Genomic DNA, 16884 nt, shown 5'->3' with positions numbered 1-16884 from the left:
CATGTTTCATCCCTTTTCCCTGACTCAGATTATTCTTCGTCGCATTTATGTATTGCTGGTGGGCATTCTGGCTTTCCCCGTGATGCTGTTTCGCAGCGATCGTGCCCGCTTCTACAGCTATCTGCACCGGATCTGGAATAAAACCAGCACCAAACCGGTGTGGCTCAAAATGAGCGAGCGTGGCGAGCGGATCTTCTACTAAACCCCATTCGCACCATGTGCAAAAAGAGACAGCCAAAGCTGTCTCTTTTTTTATCTGCTTGCCGCAACTTCTGGCTCCCAACCCCCCCCCCCGCTTGTTGATTTCTTGTTTCTTGCAAGTTGCATCCAGCCCTGCCTGTTGGCGGGGATTTTTTATGTCTGACATATCTCTTTTGATGGGAGCAGTGAAGAAGATTAACGGGATGAAAGCACCTTATGGCACTTTCCTCGTTCATTAATGGGTGGTCGTCGAGAAATTTTCAATGATGGAATAGCTTTTTAAAATCAATTAATTGAGTGTCTGTATTTGGATTTTTTAACTCTTTTTGTGTTTTTTTGAAAGGGAATATCCCGTTTGCCGGTTCTATTGCAGGTACCCGGTTGCGACAAATCGGGGATATCAGCAACATCCAACGACATCAAAAGGAACATGAACATGAATGTTAAAAAAAGCACTGCTATCGCCTCCGCCATGACCGGTCTGCTGGCGCTGGGCGCCCAATTTATCGTGGCACCAGCAATGGCTGCCGATGAAAAGGAGAAGTGCTACGGCGTGGTCAAGGCCAGCAAGAATGACTGTGCGACCAAGAGCAGCTCCTGCGCCGGTACTGCCAAGGAAGATGCTCAGGGTGATGCCTTTGTGGTGATGCCCAAAGGGCTGTGCGAGAAGTTGGTCGGCGGTTCGCTGCAACCCAAGTAAGAGACATCGGGCAGGGGATGGCCAATGGGTCGCCCCCTGCATCTTCTCTGATTGGCGAAAGCGAGTCTTGCGATGAACCCTTTGATTGGCATCGGATTACGCACCCCCCATTACGATGAGATCCGGCAAACCCTGCCGGCAGTCGGTTGGCTGGAGGTGCACAGTGAAAATTACTTCGAACGGCACAGTCACGGTTTTCAGGTGCTCGCCGAACTGGCGCAGCACTACCCCGTCAGTCTTCACGGCGTTGGCATGTCCCTCGGTTCTGCCGACCCGCTCGATCCGCACCATCTGCAGCAGTTGTCGACACTGGCTGCGGCGATCAAACCGGTACGGATCTCCGAACATCTCAGCTGGGGCAGCATTGGCGGGCGTTACTTCAACGATCTGCTGCCGGTGCCCTATACCCGAGCCTCCCTGCGCAACATGAGCGACAAGATCCAGCAGGTACAACAGACTCTGGGTTGCCGCATGCTGATTGAAAATCCCTCCTCCTATCTGCAACTGGCCGGGGAGATGAGCGAGTGGGAATTTCTGGCCGAGCTGCAGCAGCGCAGCGAGTGCGGCATCCTGCTCGACCTCAACAATCTCTATGTCAGTGCCTTCAATCACGGTTTCTCTTGCGATGAGTATCTGGCGGCGATCGATCTCGCCACCGTCGGGGAGATCCATCTGGCCGGTTATACCGAGAAGCAGCTGCCGGAAGGCTCCCTCTATATCGACACCCACAGCGCCCCTGTGGTGGAGCCGGTCTGGGAACTCTATCGCCAGATCTGCCGCAAGCAGGCCATTCCCACCCTGATTGAGTGGGACCTCGAGATCCCGCCGCTGCCGGTCTTGCTGGCAGAGGCGGCGCAGGCCGGCGCCATTCTGGATGAGGCGCGTGCCATGAGTGCACCACGGGAGGTGGCCCATGGCTGAACTGGCACAGCTGCAACAGCACTTTGCCGATGGTCTGCTGGGGGCGCCTGACGCTATTGCCCCTCACATCAGCTCCCGGCTCTTTCCTGCCGAATCGGTGCTGCAGGTCTATCGCAACCACTTCATCCTGAGCCTTGGCGAGGTGCTGGCGAGCAGTTATCCCGCCGTCAAGGCTATGGTCGGGGATGACTTTTTTGCAGCGGCGGCCCGTGGCTTCGTATTGGCCGAGCCGCTCAGGGAAGGGAGCGTCATGCACTATGGCGCCGGATTTGGCCAATGGTTGGCCCGCTTGCCGACTACAACCGGACTGCCCTGGCTGGAGGAGCTGGCTCAGTTCGAATGGCAGCTTGAGCGTGCCAGTCTGCTGCCGCTGGAATCACGCTGCTGGCCAGCCGAGCGTCTGGCCGCATTATCGCCGCAACAATGGGAGCGGCTGCGACTCTTGCCAGCCACGGATCTACTGCTGGTTGCCAGCGATTATCCGGTACTGGCCCTGTGGCAGATGGCGCTGCACTGTGGTGAAGCGGTGGAGGTGCTTGATGCCCCCGTCTGGCTGGCATTGAAGAAACAGCCGGATTGCCGGGTTGCCCCCTTGCCCCTGACGGCGGGTGAGTGGGCGCTGCTACAGGGATGTCTCGCTGGTACGGCGCTGGTCGATCTGCTTGCGGCCGACCCTGCGGCCAGTGAACATCTCACTCGCCTGATAACCCTTGGTCTGCTGGTGGATATGGAGGTAATGCCATGATGGCAAACAAATGGCTGGCGCTGGCCAGCTCGAGTGGTGATTTGCCGCGCTGGAGCAGCGCTGGTGTGCTGTTGCTGGCGCGGCTGTGGGTTGCGTCGGTTTTTATCACTTCAGGCTGGCTCAAGCTGACGGCGTGGGATTCCACCCTCTATCTGTTTGAATCCGAGTATCAGGTGCCCCTGCTGCCCTGGTTGTGGGCTGCTTATCTGGGGACGGCCGCCGAGCTGCTGTTGCCGCTCTTCCTGCTGGCGGGGCTTTTTACTCGCCCAGCCGCCTTGCTGCTGTTTGGCTTCAATATCATGGCGGTGATCTCCTACCCGACCCTCTGGGCGGGTGGCTTTTACGATCACCAGCTGTGGGGCTGGATGCTGCTGACCCTGATCATCTGGGGCGGCGGTGTGCTGAGCCTGGATTATTGGCTGACACGTCGCAACCATTGATTTATCAGTGATTTTCCCAATGACAAAGAGCGCCACAAGGCGCTCTTTGTCATAATGACGGCCGGCGAAATTTCCCATGAGAGAAAAGGAGCAGCCAATGATCATTCGTCAGGCAAGGGCCGCAGATATTCCCGCAATGGTGGCGCTGCGCATGGAGCTGTTTTGTGAGGTCGGTGAGCTGGTGACGCCGCAGGCAGACCCGGCCTTGTGGCAGGCCACCCTTGACTACTTTACCCGGGCGATGAGTGAAGAGAGTGCTTTATCCTGGCTGGCTGAGGCCGATACGCTGGAGGGCGGCAAACAGATCGTGGCGGCAGGGACGCTGGCATTATTTGAACGGCCGCCCTATCCCGGCAATCTGGCGGGAGTGGAGGGGTACCTGCTCAACATGTATACGCGGCCGCAATGGCGCCAGCAGGGGATCGCCACGGCGCTGCTCAATGCCATTACAGCCTTCGCCAGATCGCGTCAGCTGGGCAAGGTGTGGCTCCATGCCAGCGAGCAGGGGCGCCCTCTATATGAGCGGATCGGCTTTGTCGCCAATCCGGCCTATCTGGAGTGGCAACCGGCGGTGGAATAAGGGTTGCAGCTCTGCATGAGTGGCGTTTGGTCGGTGAATTTGATTTACAGCAATAAATATGGCGTCAGATGGGATCGCGGCAAAGCTGCCAACTATGCTGATGGAGCACGCCACCATTATCTTATTGATCCACTGCGTGGTTTGGCCATGGTGGGTGCCAGTCTGGAGGATACGTTTCGATGTTCAATAGCAAACTGAAAGCCGAGTTGCAGCAGTGCCAGGATCAACTTCTGGAACAGCAGGGATTTTTTGACGCAGTGCACGGCAGCGTGGCGACCATCACCTTTACGCCGGATGGCACTGTGCTGGCCGCCAATGATCTCTTTCTCAACGTGGTGGGCTTCAGTGCGCCCGAGGTTATCGGCCAGCATCACCGTATCTTTTGCGACAAGCTCTATGCCCAGAGCAGCGACTATCAGCAGTTTTGGGCGGATCTGAAGCAGGGGCGTTCCCGTACTGGGGTATTCCAGCGCTTCAACAAACGGGGCGAGGCGATTTGGCTGGAAGCAACCTATTTTCCGGTCAAGTTGCGGGGCGTGGTGACCAAGGTGATCAAGATCGCGGCCGATATTACCGAGCACCACCTGCAACTGCTCAGCCAGCAGGCGGTGGTGACGGCGCTGGATCGGTCGCTGGCGGTCATCGAGTTCACCCCCGGCGGGGAGGTGATTGCTGCCAACGGCAATTTCCTCCATACCATGGGCTATACGCTGGCTCAGGTGCAGGGCAAGCATCACCGTATCTTTTGCGACGATCAGTTCTATCGAGACCAGCCTCACTTCTGGGATGAGTTGGGCCGTGGTCAGTTCAAGTCCGGTCTCTTTTGTCGTCAGAACAGTCACGGTAGCAAAGTGTGGCTGGAGGCGACCTACAACCCGATCCTTGATGAGCATCGCAAGGTGGTGAAGGTGATCAAATTCGCCAGCGATATTACCGAGCGGATCAACAAGAGCGATGCGGTGCGGGAAGCGGCCATGTTGGCCCACGATGCGGCCCGGGAGACCCTGAACTGCGCCGAGCGCGGCGCGGGTCTGCTCTCCTCGGTGGTCGATACCTCCAGCCTGATTGCCAGCCAGTTGACTCACAGTATCGGCCTTATCAACCAGCTCAACGAGCAGTCGCGCAGCATCGAGGCGATCGTCTCCACCATCAGCAGCATCGCCGACCAGACCAATCTGCTGGCCCTTAACGCGGCCATTGAGGCTGCGCGGGCGGGGGATCAGGGGCGTGGTTTTGCGGTGGTGGCTGACGAGGTTCGCCAGCTGGCGGCCCGCACTTCCCTCTCTACCGACGAGATTGCCAAGGTGGTACAAAACAACCGGGAGTTGACCGCCAAGGTCACCTCCGAGATGTCCGATGTCGCCAGCAGCGCCGAGCTGGGCAAGCAGCAGGTGGGCGAGGTGAATGAGGTGATGAGCGACATCCGCCGGGAAGCGAGCAACGTCTCCAGCACCGTCTCTGATCTGGCAATCTGAACCCCCAGACTTCCTGTCATGCCGGGGCATTGACTCATATTTGAGCAGTCAGTGCCCCAATCTGAACCCCTCCTGTATCGTCCCGCCATTGTGCATTGTCCTCTTCTGGCCCCTTGATTAGGCTTGCCGCCTCATTTATTTCAGAGCAGGAACAGAACACGATGGCATTACAACAGAAGGGGCGGGCAATGGCCCTGCTGGTTATGGTCGCGAGCATGGGTCTGGGCGGCTGTATGGGGCAGATGGGGCTTTCCGGCATGGTCACCAAGGGCAACCTGAGCGTGGTGGATAACCGCTACGCTCGTGCCGGGGTCTTTATGCTGCTCTCCCCTGTCTACGGTCTGGCCGCGACCGCTGACCTGTTTGTGTTCAATACCATCGAGTTCTGGTCTGGCAAGAACCCCATCACCGGCAAATCTCCGGCTGTGGTGGACATGAAAGTCAATCCGGTGATCAAGGTGAACCAGCATCTGGATCCGGCCCTCAAGAAGGTGCCGCTGGCCATGCTGCCACAAGGGGTGCGCGAGGTGGAGATCAGCTACCCGGACGAGCATACCGCCCAGATGGAGGTGCACTATCTGGATGGTCGCCGCAGCATGATGCGTGGCGAGAAGCGTGGCGAGTTGATGGATATCTACTTCGATGGCCGCTTTGTCTCTACCCTGAGCCGTGCGGAGCTGGAAGAGCGGGCTAATCAGGGCAAGGCTGCTGCCTAAATTCAACTGAATCCAGATCGATCCAGCTTCAGATGGGGTATACCTAATCTGCTGGCAAAATCGCCATGATGTCTAAGGGAGTAGACTATGACGGTGAATGGATTGCGATTGGCGGAGTTGATTGGTTCCCTCAGTCATGCGCTCGATATGACCGAGGGGCAACCAAGAGGACACTGCATTCGCTGCTGCTGGATAGGTTCCCGTCTGGGGGAGCAGCTGGGACTGGACGCCCGGCTGCGCCATGATCTCTATTACACGCTCCTGCTTAAGGATCTTGGGTGCAGCAGCAATGCCGCCCGCATCTGCGAGCTCTATCTCACCGACGATCTTCACTTCAAACGCGATTTCAAACTGGTGGATGGCTCCCTCTCCGAGGTAGTCAACTTTGTGCTGGGCCACACCGGCTTGCAGGCGGATCTGCTGGGACGTTTTCGCAGCCTGTTTCATATCTTTCGCAACGGCGACCAGATTGCCAACGAACTGATCCAGACCCGTTGTCATCGGGGGGCGGATATTGCTCGCCAGCTCCGTTTCAGTGACGAGGTGGCTGATGGCATTCTCTCCCTTGATGAACACTGGAATGGCAAAGGTCGGCCCCTGCAACTGGCTGGCGAGGCGATCCCGCTCTTCTCCCGCATTGCCCTGCTCTGTCAGGTGGTGGATGTGTTTCACGCGGCCGCAGGTCCGGATGCGGCGCTCAAGGAGCTGCGCGAGCGCAGCGGCAGCTGGTTTGATCCGGCACTGGTTCGGGAATTTGAAGCGCTGGCCGACGAAGAGTTCTGGCAAGGACTGGCCGATCCCCGACTGACCGAGTGGGTGCTGGTCCACCCGGCCGGGCAAGGGGAGGTGGCGCTGGATGAAGATTATCTGGATGAAATCGCGGCGGCCTTCGGGCAGGTGGTGGACTCCAAAAGTCCCTACACCGCGGGTCACAGCGGCAGGGTGGCGCTCTATACCGACATTCTTGCCACCCAGATGGGGTTGTCCGAGCCGCGTCGACGCTGGCTCAAGCGGGGCGCCCTGCTCCATGACGTGGGCAAGCTCGGGGTGAGCAACGCCATTCTCGACAAGCCGGGCAAGCTCGATGCGCAGGAGTGGGCGGCGGTGCAGATGCATGCCGCCTACACCGAGGAGATCCTGAGCCGCATCGGCGCCTTCGAGGAGTTGGCACAAGTGGCGGGCGCCCACCATGAGCGGCTCGATGGCAAGGGCTACCCCAAGGGGCTGAAAGGGGATGAGATTACCCTTGAGACGCGCATCATCACCACAGCCGACATCTTCGATGCCATCACCGCCAAGCGCCCCTATCGCGGCGCCATCCCTGTGCCGCAGGCGCTGGAGATGATGGCGGAGAATCTGGGCACCGCAATAGACCCTGACTGTTTTGCCGCCCTGCAGGCGGGTATTCAGGATTTCTCCCTCTACCTCACCACCGAGCAGCCGCTGGCCAATGCCAGTTAAGAGTTGCTGAACAACGGCCCAAGCGGCCAGTCAGACAGCAAAACGCCCCCGCCACTGCGGGGCGTTTTACATTGGATCTAGTCGGGCTGCTTGCGATGGGGCGGGGTGAGGATCAGTCCCAGCAGGCGGCGCAGGTGGGTGAGCTGTTCGGTCAGCTGGACGTTGAGCCAGAGGTAGCCATTGATGGCGGCCTCGGTATTGGGGGGGAGCGATACCTGGGTCGCCACCTCGTGCAGGCGGGCGATGGCGGCATCGGCCCCGCGCCCGTCACCGGTTTGCATCATCAGGGCAAGCTGGTTGATCGCCTCCTCGGTGGCCAGATGGCAGGCTTGCAGCGCAGCCGTGCTCTGCATCAGGAAGTGGCTCTCCCGATCGTTCCAGTAGGTGTTGGCCAGCATCTCAAGAGTGCAGAGGGTGTTGCGCATGGTGACCTGCACCGCATCAAACAGGGCGACGCTGTGGCGTGTCTCCTTGGCCGCAGGGGCCAGCAGGGCCCGCAGTTTGCCGGTCTGTGCCAGCAGCTGGGAGAGATTGTGCTTGAGGCGCGGGCGCTCCAGCACATTGGGGGAGAGGTGAGTGTGATAGAGCCGCCCCGACTGCTGCAGGATCTGGTGCAGTTGCAGCCGCCAGTGGCTGTAGGCCCGCTGGGGATAGATGCTGCAAAAGAGCAGCGCCAGCAGGGAGCCCAGTATCACGTCGGCACTGCGCCACAGCGCCGTCTCTATGTCCCCCGGCATGGCCCCCATGGTGACTCCCAGGGTGATGCCGATCAGCAGCCCCACATAGGGGCGCTTGCCGAGGGCCAGATAGCCGCAGAGAAACATGATGCACCCGCACCAGATCAGGGTGAGTGGCAGGGAGTAGATCTCGAGATAGAGCGCCACCACCCCGCAACTGGCGCCGAAGATGGTGCCCACCACCCGCTGCAGGGCGCGGGAGAGCACATTGCCCCAAAACGAGATGGGGCCCATCACCACCACCAAGGTTATCAGCGGCCAGGTGCTCTCCGGCAGTTTCAGCTCGCGGGTCAGCAGAAAGGTGAGCATAAAGGCGAGCGCAATGCGCAGGCCATGGACGATCCGGTAGCGGCCATAGACCAGCAGATCGAGTCGGGAGAGGGGGGCATCAAGACGCACGGTCTGCCTCCTGTCAGGTGGGGGACGGGGCGCCGTGCATCCGGCCGACGCCCCGTCGGGATTTAGGCCAGTCGTCCCTGCAGGGGGTGGATCCAGACACGTTCGCCAACGGCGATCCCGGGTTGATCCGGTACGATTTCAATCAGGCAGTTGGCATCGGCCATGGAGCTGAGAATGCCGGAGCCCTGTGGCCCTGTGGTGCGCACCCGCAACTGGCCGTTACGGTCCTGATGAAAGATGCCGCGCAGAAACTCGGTGCGCCCCGGGCGGCTCTTCATCTTCTCGTCCGCCAGTGCCGAGAGGCGCAGCGGCTGCCACCGCTTGCCTTGCAAGCGGGCGATAGCGGGCTCGACAAACTGCAGTACGCAGATCATCGCCGCAACCGGATTGCCCGGCAGGCCGAAGAAGGGGGTCTGCCCCAGCTTGCCAAAGGCGAGCGGGCGGCCCGGCCGCATCTGGATGCGCCAGAAATCGATCTGGCCGAGCTCTGCCAGCACCAGCTTGATAAAGTCGGCGTTGCCTACCGAGACCCCACCCGAGCTCAGCACCAGATCGGCGCTGGCGGCGGCCTGCTCCAGCTGCTGGCGCAGAATGGTCTTGTCATCGGGAATGATGCCAAGGTCCATCACCTCGCAACCGGCGGCGCGGATAAGGGCCATCAGGGTGAAGCGGTTGCTGTCGAAGATATGGCCGGGGGCGAGCTGCTCGCCCGGCGCCTGCACCTCGTCGCCGGTACTGAACAGCGCCACTTTCAGCGGGGTGCGCACCGTGAGACAGGCTTGACCGAGTGATGCCGCCAGCCCCAGCTGGGGGGCACCCAGCCAGGTCCCGGCCGGGATGGCGACCGCCCCCTTGGCGAGATCTTCGCCGGCGAGGCGCACATTCTGCCCTGCGCGGATCGGGGCGGTGACCGTGACCCACTCACCTTCAATCAGCGTCTCTTCCCGCATCACCACAGTATCTACCCCGGGGGGCAGCGGGGCGCCGGTCATGATCTGCACCGCCTGACCGGCCAGCACAGGCTCGTGGCGCTGCTGGCCCGCCAGCACTTCCCCCACCAGTTGCCAGCGACCGGCGGCGAGATCGTCGCTGCGAAGGCCGATGCCATCCATCGCCGAGTTGGCGTGGGGGGGCACATTGATGGGGCTTATCAGATCGGCGGCCAGCACGGCGCCGTGGCACTGGGCCAGCGGTTTATCGATGCAGGCAGTGCTCGGGGTGAGGGCCGCCAGAATGGCGTTGCGGGCCGCCTCGACCGAGAGAAAGCCCTTGCCCGCCTCCGGCTCCTTGCTCTGGCAGCCGTCAAGCCAGCGGCAGACGAAGTCGGCGATAGCCGCCAGATCGTTGATATCGAGTTGCGGCAGGGTGGTCTCTGCGGGCTGATCGCTGGCCAGCGCGATGATGTCGCTGTCTTCGGGGAAGAGTAGCGGCTTGCCAATCTCGGCGCGGTGCAGCTCGATTTTCGGGAAGTGTTCGTGCTTGAACCCCTCGACCAAGAGCAGATCGAGCTCTGTTTGATCGAAGCTGGCCAGCAGCTGGCGAAAATCAGCTTCGGCCAGTTCCGTCTCAATGATACGAGCATGACGACGACGGGAGGCGACCATCATCTGCTGGGCACCCGCCTTGCGCAGGCGATAGCTGTCTTTGCCCGGCTGGTCGATATCAAAGTCGTGGTGGGCGTGCTTGAGCACCCCGATGCGCAGGCCGCGATCCACCAGCAGGGGGATCAACTGCTCCAGCAAGGTGGTCTTGCCGGTGCCGCTCCAGGCGGCGAAGCCGAGCAGGGGAAGGGTGGGGGCCGGGGTCATGAGGTGACTCCTTGTTGGGGGGCGATAGCCGGGGCGAGCAGACGGGCCTCGTAGGCGGCCAGCTCGGTAGGGCTATTGAGATTGATAAAGGCATCCGGCTGATCGGCAAAGCTCACCACCGCCATATTGTGGCGGGCAAACCAGATATCGATTTTGCGCTCACCCTCTGCCAGCGCGGCGGTGAGGGAGGGGAGCAGGGATTTGTGCAGCAGGGCCACCACGGGTTGCAGCCAGTCGCCGTCGTGGGCCACTACCAGCTCGGTATCCGGGGTCAGGGCGGCGCGAAAGCGGCTCAGCAGATCCAGCGGCAGAGCGGGGCCATCGCAGGGGACAAACAGCACCCAGTCGTGACGGGCGGCGGCAAGGCCTGCCTGCATGCCCGCCAGCGGGCCGAGATAGTCGTTGTTGTCATCGCAGATGACCGAGGCCAGCGCTTGATAGCGGGCCTGACTGCGGTTGGCGTTGATCAGTACCTCATCCACCTGGGGGCGCAGGCGCGCCAGAACATGGTCGATAAGAGGGCGTCCCGCCAGTGCTACCCATCCCTTGTCTTCGCCCCCCATCCGGGTGGCGCGGCCTCCTGCCAGGATCACTGCTGATACGGCAACGGGATCAGAGTGGCTGTCGCTTTTTGAAGTCATGTCGCTCGATGATTTTTAAAGGGGTCGTCTCTTGCAGCTGGCCACGGGCGAGGGTCCATTGCCGCTCGCACAGGGAGGTCAATGCGTTGCTCTGGTGGCTGATGACGACCAGGCCGCTGCCATGTTCTCGCAGATCTTGCGCCAATGCGGCCATCAGGGCAACCGAATGTGTGTCCAGATTGGCGGTGGGCTCATCCATCAGCAGAAAGGCCGGTTGCAGTGCCCAGGCACGGGCCATCGCCAGCCGTTGCCGTTCGCCACCCGAGAGAATGCTGATGTGCTCCCGCGCCAGTCCCTCCAGCTCGACCCGGCGCAGCGCCTCGAACACCCGGATCTCGCTGCCGAGCTGTTTATCGAGCGCCCAAGCCACGTTGTCGTGCACCGTGCGATCGAACAGATAGGGGGTCTGGTGCAGATAGGTAACCCTGCCCGGCCCCAGATCCCGCTTGAGCAGCCGGTTGAGCCGCTGTTGCCAGCGCCCCGGCAGATTGGTGTGGCCGCGGGTGGGGGCCAGCAGCCCCGCCAGGATCTTGAGCAAGGTGGTCTTGCCCACCCCGTTGGCTCCGTGCAGCCAGATGGCATCCCCCGGTGCGATGGCGAGCCGGTCAATCTCGAACAGCTGGCGCTCGCCAAAGCGCATCGTTAGCTGGTGGGCGGTCAGGGCCATGGGGTACTCCTGTTGATACGCAGTGGGGGCATGGTCAGTTCTTCAGATAGCTGTGGCCACGGCACGCCGTCAGCAGCAGGTTGAGCAAGAGGGCGAGGGTGAGCAGCACTATGCCGAGCGCCACCCCCTGGGTGAAGGCCCCTTTCTGGGTCTCCAGCGCGATGGCGGTGGGGATATTGCGGGTGAAGTGCAGGATATTGCCCCCCACCATCATGGAGCAGCCAACCTCGGTGACGATGCGGCTAAAGGCGCCGATGATGGCGGCCAGCAGGCCAAAGCGGCACTCGTGCATCAGGCCGATCAGCGCCTTGGGCCAGGAGACCCCCAGGGTCAGGGCGGTTTCCCAGGCGCGCCGATCGCTCTGGACAAACGCCGCGTGGGCCATGGTGGCGATCACCGGGAAGGCGATCAGCATCTGCCCCACCACCATCGCCTGCTGGGTAAAGAGCAGCTTCCAGTCGCCAAAGGGGCCGGCCCGCGACAGCAGCATGTAGAGCAAGAGGCCAATCACCACGGTCGGCACCGATTGCAGGGTATTGATGCAGGAGAGCCAGAGCCAGCGGCCGGGCAGCGGCAGATAGGCCAGGGCAAAGCCCAGCAGCAAGGCGGGCAGCAGCACCAGCAGCAGGGCGATGCAGGAGACGGAGAAGGAGACCCCCACCACCTGCCACAGTTCGGTGTCACCACTGAACAGCAGGGCGAGGGCAGCCAACGTAGTGTCGAGCAGGGTCGGCATCAGGCGCCTCCCTCAGCGAACCGGGGGAGGGCCATCAAGGTCATCGCAGGAGTCGGGGTTGCCATTATTTCCCGTTGGCATCCGCCACAAACAGCGCCTGACCCGCCACCTTGAAGTCGCCGATCAACTTCTGGCCATGCTCGGAGATCAGCCAGTTTTTCAGGGTGCGGGCCCCTTCGGTGTTGAGATCCGGGTAGCGCTTGGGGTTGACCAGGATCACCTGATAGGGGTTGAACAGGCGCTTGTCACCCTCCAGCAGTACGGCGAGATCCAGCTTGCTCTGGTAGGCGAGCCAGGTGCCGCGGTCGGTCAGGGTGTAGGCACCCAGCTCCGAGGCCATGGTCAGGGTCGGGCCCATCCCCTGGCCGATGGACTTGTAACCGGCAAACTCGGGTTTGACGTCAGCGGCTTGCCACAGGGTCTTCTCCTTAATGTGGGTACCGGACTCGTCACCGCGGGAGATAAAGGTCTGGCCCTGCTCCTTGATGGCTTGCAGCCCCTTGGCTGCGTCGTGCAGTTTGCCGAGACCCGCCGGGTCTTTCGCCGGGCCGACGATAACGAAGTCGTTATACATCAGGTGTACCGGCTCGATGCCAAAGCCCGCATCGACAAACTTCTTCTCGGCAGAGGGGGCGTGGGTCATCACCAGATCCGCGTCGCCATTCTCGCCCATCTTCAGGCTCTGGCCGGTACCGGCCGCCATCACCTGCACCGGATAACCGGTCTCCTTGGTGAACTGGGGCAGCAACCAGCCCAGCAGACCGGACTGCTCGGTACTGGTGGTGGTGGCGAGGCGGATCGGCGCTTTTGTGGCATTAGTATCCGCTTCGGCGTGGGCCGCACCGGCGATCAGCAGGCTGGCAGCGAGGGAGAGGGCAAAACGTTTGAGGCTGGTTTTTATCGTCATCGTGATGCAACTTTTTTCAGGGTGGCTGAGGAGAGGGCAAGAGTAAGCAAGCAGGGTGCCAAACTGTTCCTTTGCCGCTGCATTCACGGTTTGCCGTTTAAAAACAGAAGCTTATTAAAATCAATTAGGTGAGCTTGTTATCGCTTTTAATAATTGGTGTTGGTGCTTTTGATACGGTAAGGACAAAATGTCCCACTAAGGTTCCGGTTATCGGGACATTCATCGACCGTACGTGCATCCGAGGTACTTTTTTCCATGACACTCCCTCCCAGCCGCTGGTCTGCCCTCTCCCTGCTTATCGTTGACGATGAGCCCGGCATGCGCAGCTTTCTGGCCAAGGCGCTGGCCAAGCGCTTCGCCCAGATTGAGACTGCCGCCAGCGTGGAGGAGGCGGAAGCCCTGCGCTGCCGCCTTCACTTTGACCTTATCATCGCCGACATCCGGCTGCCGGGGCGCTCCGGCATCGAGTGGCACGAGGCCATAGACCCGGCCACTCGCCGCAGCGACATCATCTTCATGACCGGTTTTGGCGATATGGAGACCGCCCTCAAGGCGCTGCGCCTCGGCGCCAGCGACTTTATCCTCAAGCCCTTCAACCTCGATCAGATGGTGCAGGCGGTGGACAGAGTCATCGAGCGCCGCCAGATGGAGCGGGAGAACCTGCTGCTGCGCCGGGAGGTGAGCAAGCTCTTCCCGCCCACCCTGATTGGCGACAGTGCCAAGACCCGCGAGCTCAAGACGCTCATCGCCAGAGTAGCCCCCTCCAATGCCGCCGTATTGGTGGAGGGGGAGTCCGGCACCGGTAAAGAGCTAGTGGCCCGCGCCCTGCATCAACTCTCTGGCCGGATGGGGGCCTTTGTGCCCCTCAACTGCGCCTCCATCGCCCCGGAGCTGCTGGAAAGCGAGCTGTTTGGTCACGTGCAGGGTGCCTTTACCGGCGCCCGCAAGGGGCGTGACGGCCTGTTTCGGGTCGCCCATCAGGGCACCCTGTTTCTCGACGAGATCGGCGAAATGCCCCTTGCCATGCAGGCCTCGTTGCTGCGGGCGCTGGAGCAGAAGGCCATTCGCCCGGTGGGGGCCGAGCGCGAATTGGCGGTGGATGTGCGCATCGTCGCCGCCACCAACCGCAACCTCAAGGCCGAGGTGGAGGCGGGCCGCTTTCGCGAAGATCTCTTCTATCGCCTCAACGTGGTGGCGCTGCCGGTCGCCCCGTTGCGCGAGCGGATCGACGATATCCCCGCGCTGGTACACCACTTCACCCGCCAGCTTACCGCCGAGATGGGGATGGGCTCCTTGAGCTGGACCCACGAGGATGTGGTAGCGATGCAGGCCTACCCCTGGCCCGGCAACGTGCGGGAGCTGCGCAACCTTATCGAGCGCTGCCTGCTGCTGGGCAAGCCCCCGGCGGATTACTGGCAGAGCAGCAAGCCCACCGAGCAGGGGGCGAGCGAGGAGGGTTATCCGCTGGCGTGGCCGCTTGCCGAGGTGGAGAAGGCCCACATCCTGCAAGTGGTGGCGAGCCATGATGGCAACAAGTCGGCCGCCTCCCGGGTGCTCGGGGTGGCGCGCAAGACGCTGGATCGCAAATTCAAGGAGTGGGCCATCGAATGAGGAAGGCTGATCGGATGGGGTGGCGATGAAACTGACCCTGCTCTCCCGCTGCATGCGCGCCCTGTTGCCCCGTTGCGTGCGCACCAAGGTGCGCTGGCGCCTACTGCTGCTCACCTCGGTGCCCATCATGCTCACCTTGGTGGGCATGATCGCGCTCACTCTTTACTGGACCCTCACCTACAGCTGGCAAAACCTGCTCACCACGGTGCGCAGCGATCTCGGGGTGGCCCACCACGCCATCACGGTGCAGCAGCAGCGCCAGACCGAGCATCTCGAGCATCTGCGCGATGCCTGGGCCTTTCAGCTGCGGCTGCGGGAATCGCCGGATCAGCTGCATGACTGGGTGATGCCGCTGGCGGCCAACTATGGTCTCGATTTTCTGCGCTTGCGCCGTGGCCCCGAGCTGGATCAGCTGACGGCGCAGGAGCGAGCCGCCCTCACGGCCGGACGCAGCGTCAGCCACTTCGTGGTCTGGTCGCAGCAGGAGATGCTCGCCCTCTCCCCGCAACTGGCCAAGCGGGCCGTGCTGTGGCAACGGGATGGCACCAGGGTGGTGGAGGACCGGGGGCTGATCAGCCTGTCGCTGACCCCTGTGATGGGCCGCGACGGCTCCCTTTGGGCCGTGCTGGAGGGGGGCGAGCTTGTCAATGGCAGCACCCGGCTTGTGGATGAGCTCAAGGGGCAGGTGTTTGCCAAAAACACCCTGCCGGATGGCAGCGTCGGCACCGTTACCCTGTTTCTCGATGATCTGCGGGTGAGCACCAACGTGCCGGTCAGCAGCAGCCGTCAGGTGGGCCGGGCGGTGGGCACCCGGGTCTCGCCGCCGGTGCGCGATCAGGTGCTGGGACGGGGGGAGATGTGGGTTGACCGCGCCTTCGTTCACGACGCCTGGTATGTCTCGGGTTACGAGCCGCTGCTGGGAGCCAGGGGCGAGCGGCTCGGCATGCTCTATGTCGGCTTTCTCGAGTGGCCCATCATCCGCACCTACCTCACCAATCTGGTGGAGCTGGGCTCCGGCGTTGTGCTGCTGTTGCTGCTCTCCGGCCTGCTGGTCTATCGCGGCGCGCGGGATCTCTTCTCCCCCATCGAGCGGATGCACAAGGTGGTGCGGCAGGTGCAGGCCGGGGAGTCGGCTCGCATCGGCCCGCTGGCCCTCGACCCTGACCACGAGCTGGCCCAGCTCGGTCGCCAGTTTGACGCCATGCTTGACAGGCAGGAGGCGCATCAGCAGCAGATGGCTCGCAGCGCCGACGAGCTGGAGCAGAAGGTAGCCGAGCGTACCCAAAGTCTCGAGCTCAAGACTGCCGAGCTGGAAGATCATATTCATATGCTGACCGAGGCGCGCCAGCAGCTGCTGATCAGCGAGAAGCTGGCGGCCCTTGGCGAGCTCTCGGCCGGGGTGGCCCATGAGATCAATAACCCGCTGGCGGTGATCCTCGGCAACGTGGAGCTGATGAAGCTGGAGCTGGGGGAGGCGGCCGAGCCGGTCAGCGAGGAGCTGGCGCTGGTGCTGGCCCAGATTGAGCGCATCCGTGCCATCACCCGCAGCCTGCTGCAATACTCTCGCCCTGGCGATTACGAGACAGAGCCTGTGTGGCAGCACCTCAACCCCATCATCGAGGAGAGCCTGACGCTGGTGCGTTCCGCCCTGCGCCAGCAGCAGGTGGAGCTGGTGGCCGATCTCAGGGCCCAGCAGCCCATCGAGGCGGATCGCCAGCAGTTGTTGCAGGTGCTGATCAACCTCTTGGTCAACGCCAGCCACGCGCTGGGGGAACAGGGGGAGATCCGGGTCGAGAGCCGCGACTGGGTCGATGAACTGGGTCAGCTGCGCGGGGCAGAAGTGCGGGTGATCGACAACGGTAGCGGCATAGAGGCGGCCATTATCGACAAGATCTTCGACCCCTTCTTCACCACCCGTGCCACCGGCACCGGGCTGGGGCTGGCCCTAAGCCACCGCATTATCAGCCGCTGGGGCGGGGAGCTCTTGGTGGATTCCACCCCGGGGCAGGGGAGCTGCTTTACCGTGCGGCTGCGCAGCCACGCCCTGCTGCCCAGCGGCAGCGAGCCTGCGAAACTGGAAGGGTGGCGCATCGCCCTCAATGCCGAGGGGCGTGAGACAAGCGATTGATGCTGTTATAA

The 16884-nt window shown here is 62.0% G+C and carries 17 protein-coding genes; 11 read left to right on the top strand and 6 right to left on the bottom strand.

The window, feature by feature from the left end:
- Position 1: 1 nt before the first annotated feature.
- From ACTG1K_RS18715 to ACTG1K_RS18675, 9 genes are all read left to right on the top strand, one after another.
- On the top strand, positions 2-202 hold the full coding sequence (locus ACTG1K_RS18715; RefSeq protein WP_005334863.1) for a YbfA family protein: 201 nt from the start codon (positions 2-4) through the stop codon (positions 200-202).
- A 435-nt stretch (positions 203-637) separates the two neighbouring features.
- A complete protein-coding gene (locus ACTG1K_RS18710; RefSeq protein ID WP_440006328.1) occupies positions 638-901 on the top strand; it encodes a BufA1 family periplasmic bufferin-type metallophore in 264 nt (87 codons plus the stop codon).
- Between the two features lie 72 nt (positions 902-973).
- Positions 974-1822, top strand: coding sequence for an MNIO family bufferin maturase (bufB, locus tag ACTG1K_RS18705; protein ID WP_113740431.1), 849 nt, complete (start codon positions 974-976; stop codon positions 1820-1822).
- Positions 1815-2567, top strand: a complete 753-nt coding sequence (locus tag ACTG1K_RS18700; RefSeq protein ID WP_113740432.1) for an HvfC/BufC N-terminal domain-containing protein — start codon at positions 1815-1817, stop codon at positions 2565-2567. The genes bufB and ACTG1K_RS18700 overlap by 8 nt, the downstream gene beginning before the upstream one ends.
- Entirely contained in the window at positions 2564-3007 is a 444-nt protein-coding gene (locus ACTG1K_RS18695; protein WP_374879119.1) for a DoxX family protein, read from the top strand. The genes ACTG1K_RS18700 and ACTG1K_RS18695 overlap by 4 nt, the downstream gene beginning before the upstream one ends.
- 97 nt (positions 3008-3104) lie before the next feature.
- Positions 3105-3587 (top strand): GNAT family N-acetyltransferase, encoded by a 483-nt coding sequence (locus tag ACTG1K_RS18690; protein ID WP_106842754.1) that lies wholly within the window; start codon positions 3105-3107, stop codon positions 3585-3587.
- A gap of 179 nt (positions 3588-3766) precedes the next feature.
- Positions 3767-5062 carry a methyl-accepting chemotaxis protein gene (locus tag ACTG1K_RS18685; protein ID WP_270818041.1) on the top strand — a complete coding sequence of 432 codons (1296 nt, stop codon included), beginning with the start codon at positions 3767-3769 and terminating at the stop codon, positions 5060-5062.
- A 161-nt stretch (positions 5063-5223) separates the two neighbouring features.
- Complete coding sequence (locus ACTG1K_RS18680; RefSeq protein WP_236356190.1) at positions 5224-5778, top strand: DUF3332 domain-containing protein; 555 nt, start codon at positions 5224-5226, stop codon at positions 5776-5778.
- A gap of 87 nt (positions 5779-5865) precedes the next feature.
- Entirely contained in the window at positions 5866-7239 is a 1374-nt protein-coding gene (locus tag ACTG1K_RS18675; RefSeq protein ID WP_440006325.1) for an HD-GYP domain-containing protein, read from the top strand.
- A 77-nt stretch (positions 7240-7316) separates the two neighbouring features.
- Here ACTG1K_RS18675 and ACTG1K_RS18670 read toward each other — a convergent pair whose 3' ends face one another.
- The 6 genes from ACTG1K_RS18670 to ACTG1K_RS18645 all read right to left on the bottom strand — a co-directional run bounded on the left by ACTG1K_RS18670 (position 7317) and on the right by ACTG1K_RS18645 (position 13134).
- The gene (locus ACTG1K_RS18670) at positions 7317-8375 is read right to left on the bottom strand and encodes an FUSC family protein (protein ID WP_021229852.1); all 1059 of its coding nucleotides are present in this window, start codon (positions 8373-8375) and stop codon (positions 7317-7319) included.
- Between the two features lie 62 nt (positions 8376-8437).
- Positions 8438-10183: a bifunctional molybdopterin-guanine dinucleotide biosynthesis adaptor protein MobB/molybdopterin molybdotransferase MoeA gene (locus ACTG1K_RS18665; protein WP_440006323.1), complete on the bottom strand. Its 1746-nt coding sequence runs from the start codon at positions 10181-10183 to the stop codon at positions 8438-8440.
- Entirely contained in the window at positions 10180-10824 is a 645-nt protein-coding gene (gene mobA / locus ACTG1K_RS18660) for a molybdenum cofactor guanylyltransferase MobA (protein ID WP_440006321.1), read from the bottom strand. The genes ACTG1K_RS18665 and mobA overlap by 4 nt, the downstream gene beginning before the upstream one ends.
- Positions 10796-11491, bottom strand: a complete 696-nt coding sequence (locus tag ACTG1K_RS18655) for an energy-coupling factor ABC transporter ATP-binding protein (protein ID WP_019446237.1) — start codon at positions 11489-11491, stop codon at positions 10796-10798. Before ACTG1K_RS18655 ends, mobA begins: the two co-directional genes overlap by 29 nt.
- Positions 11492-11525: 34 nt before the next feature.
- Complete coding sequence (locus ACTG1K_RS18650; protein ID WP_005347674.1) at positions 11526-12227, bottom strand: ABC transporter permease; 702 nt, start codon at positions 12225-12227, stop codon at positions 11526-11528.
- A 64-nt stretch (positions 12228-12291) separates the two neighbouring features.
- Positions 12292-13134: a substrate-binding domain-containing protein gene (locus ACTG1K_RS18645; RefSeq protein WP_129503523.1), complete on the bottom strand. Its 843-nt coding sequence runs from the start codon at positions 13132-13134 to the stop codon at positions 12292-12294.
- A gap of 255 nt (positions 13135-13389) precedes the next feature.
- On the opposite strand from ACTG1K_RS18645, the gene ACTG1K_RS18640 reads away from it, so the two are divergent.
- Together ACTG1K_RS18640 and ACTG1K_RS18635 are read left to right on the top strand one after the other, a co-directional pair.
- Positions 13390-14745: a sigma-54-dependent transcriptional regulator gene (locus ACTG1K_RS18640; RefSeq protein ID WP_128815377.1), complete on the top strand. Its 1356-nt coding sequence runs from the start codon at positions 13390-13392 to the stop codon at positions 14743-14745.
- 25 nt (positions 14746-14770) lie between these two features.
- Entirely contained in the window at positions 14771-16873 is a 2103-nt protein-coding gene (locus tag ACTG1K_RS18635) for a sensor histidine kinase (protein ID WP_440006318.1), read from the top strand.
- Positions 16874-16884: the final 11 nt, after the last annotated feature.

Origin of the sequence: Aeromonas sp. 102P, assembly GCF_051920345.1 — a bacterium.
GTDB classification, from domain to species: domain Bacteria; phylum Pseudomonadota; class Gammaproteobacteria; order Enterobacterales; family Aeromonadaceae; genus Aeromonas; species Aeromonas veronii.
The sequence above is the reverse complement of the archived record's forward strand: the minus strand, read 5'-3'. Positions and strand labels throughout refer to the sequence as shown.

Excerpts from the sequence above, each read along its gene's own strand:
- ACTG1K_RS18715 (WP_005334863.1), top strand. The coding sequence starts at position 2 with ATGTTTCATCCCTTTTCCCTGACTCAGATTATTCTTCGTCGCATTTAT.
- ACTG1K_RS18710 (WP_440006328.1), top strand. The coding sequence starts at position 638 with ATGAATGTTAAAAAAAGCACTGCTATCGCCTCCGCCATGACCGGTCTG.
- bufB (WP_113740431.1), top strand. The coding sequence starts at position 974 with ATGAACCCTTTGATTGGCATCGGATTACGCACCCCCCATTACGATGAG.
- ACTG1K_RS18700 (WP_113740432.1), top strand. The coding sequence starts at position 1,815 with ATGGCTGAACTGGCACAGCTGCAACAGCACTTTGCCGATGGTCTGCTG.
- ACTG1K_RS18695 (WP_374879119.1), top strand. The coding sequence starts at position 2,564 with ATGATGGCAAACAAATGGCTGGCGCTGGCCAGCTCGAGTGGTGATTTG.
- ACTG1K_RS18690 (WP_106842754.1), top strand. The coding sequence starts at position 3,105 with ATGATCATTCGTCAGGCAAGGGCCGCAGATATTCCCGCAATGGTGGCG.
- ACTG1K_RS18685 (WP_270818041.1), top strand. The coding sequence starts at position 3,767 with ATGTTCAATAGCAAACTGAAAGCCGAGTTGCAGCAGTGCCAGGATCAA.
- ACTG1K_RS18680 (WP_236356190.1), top strand. The coding sequence starts at position 5,224 with ATGGCATTACAACAGAAGGGGCGGGCAATGGCCCTGCTGGTTATGGTC.
- ACTG1K_RS18675 (WP_440006325.1), top strand. The coding sequence starts at position 5,866 with ATGACGGTGAATGGATTGCGATTGGCGGAGTTGATTGGTTCCCTCAGT.
- ACTG1K_RS18665 (WP_440006323.1), bottom strand. The coding sequence starts at position 10,183 with ATGACCCCGGCCCCCACCCTTCCCCTGCTCGGCTTCGCCGCCTGGAGC.
- mobA (WP_440006321.1), bottom strand. The coding sequence starts at position 10,824 with ATGACTTCAAAAAGCGACAGCCACTCTGATCCCGTTGCCGTATCAGCA.
- ACTG1K_RS18655 (WP_019446237.1), bottom strand. The coding sequence starts at position 11,491 with ATGGCCCTGACCGCCCACCAGCTAACGATGCGCTTTGGCGAGCGCCAG.
- ACTG1K_RS18650 (WP_005347674.1), bottom strand. The coding sequence starts at position 12,227 with ATGCCGACCCTGCTCGACACTACGTTGGCTGCCCTCGCCCTGCTGTTC.
- ACTG1K_RS18645 (WP_129503523.1), bottom strand. The coding sequence starts at position 13,134 with ATGACGATAAAAACCAGCCTCAAACGTTTTGCCCTCTCCCTCGCTGCC.
- ACTG1K_RS18640 (WP_128815377.1), top strand. The coding sequence starts at position 13,390 with ATGACACTCCCTCCCAGCCGCTGGTCTGCCCTCTCCCTGCTTATCGTT.
- ACTG1K_RS18635 (WP_440006318.1), top strand. The coding sequence starts at position 14,771 with ATGAAACTGACCCTGCTCTCCCGCTGCATGCGCGCCCTGTTGCCCCGT.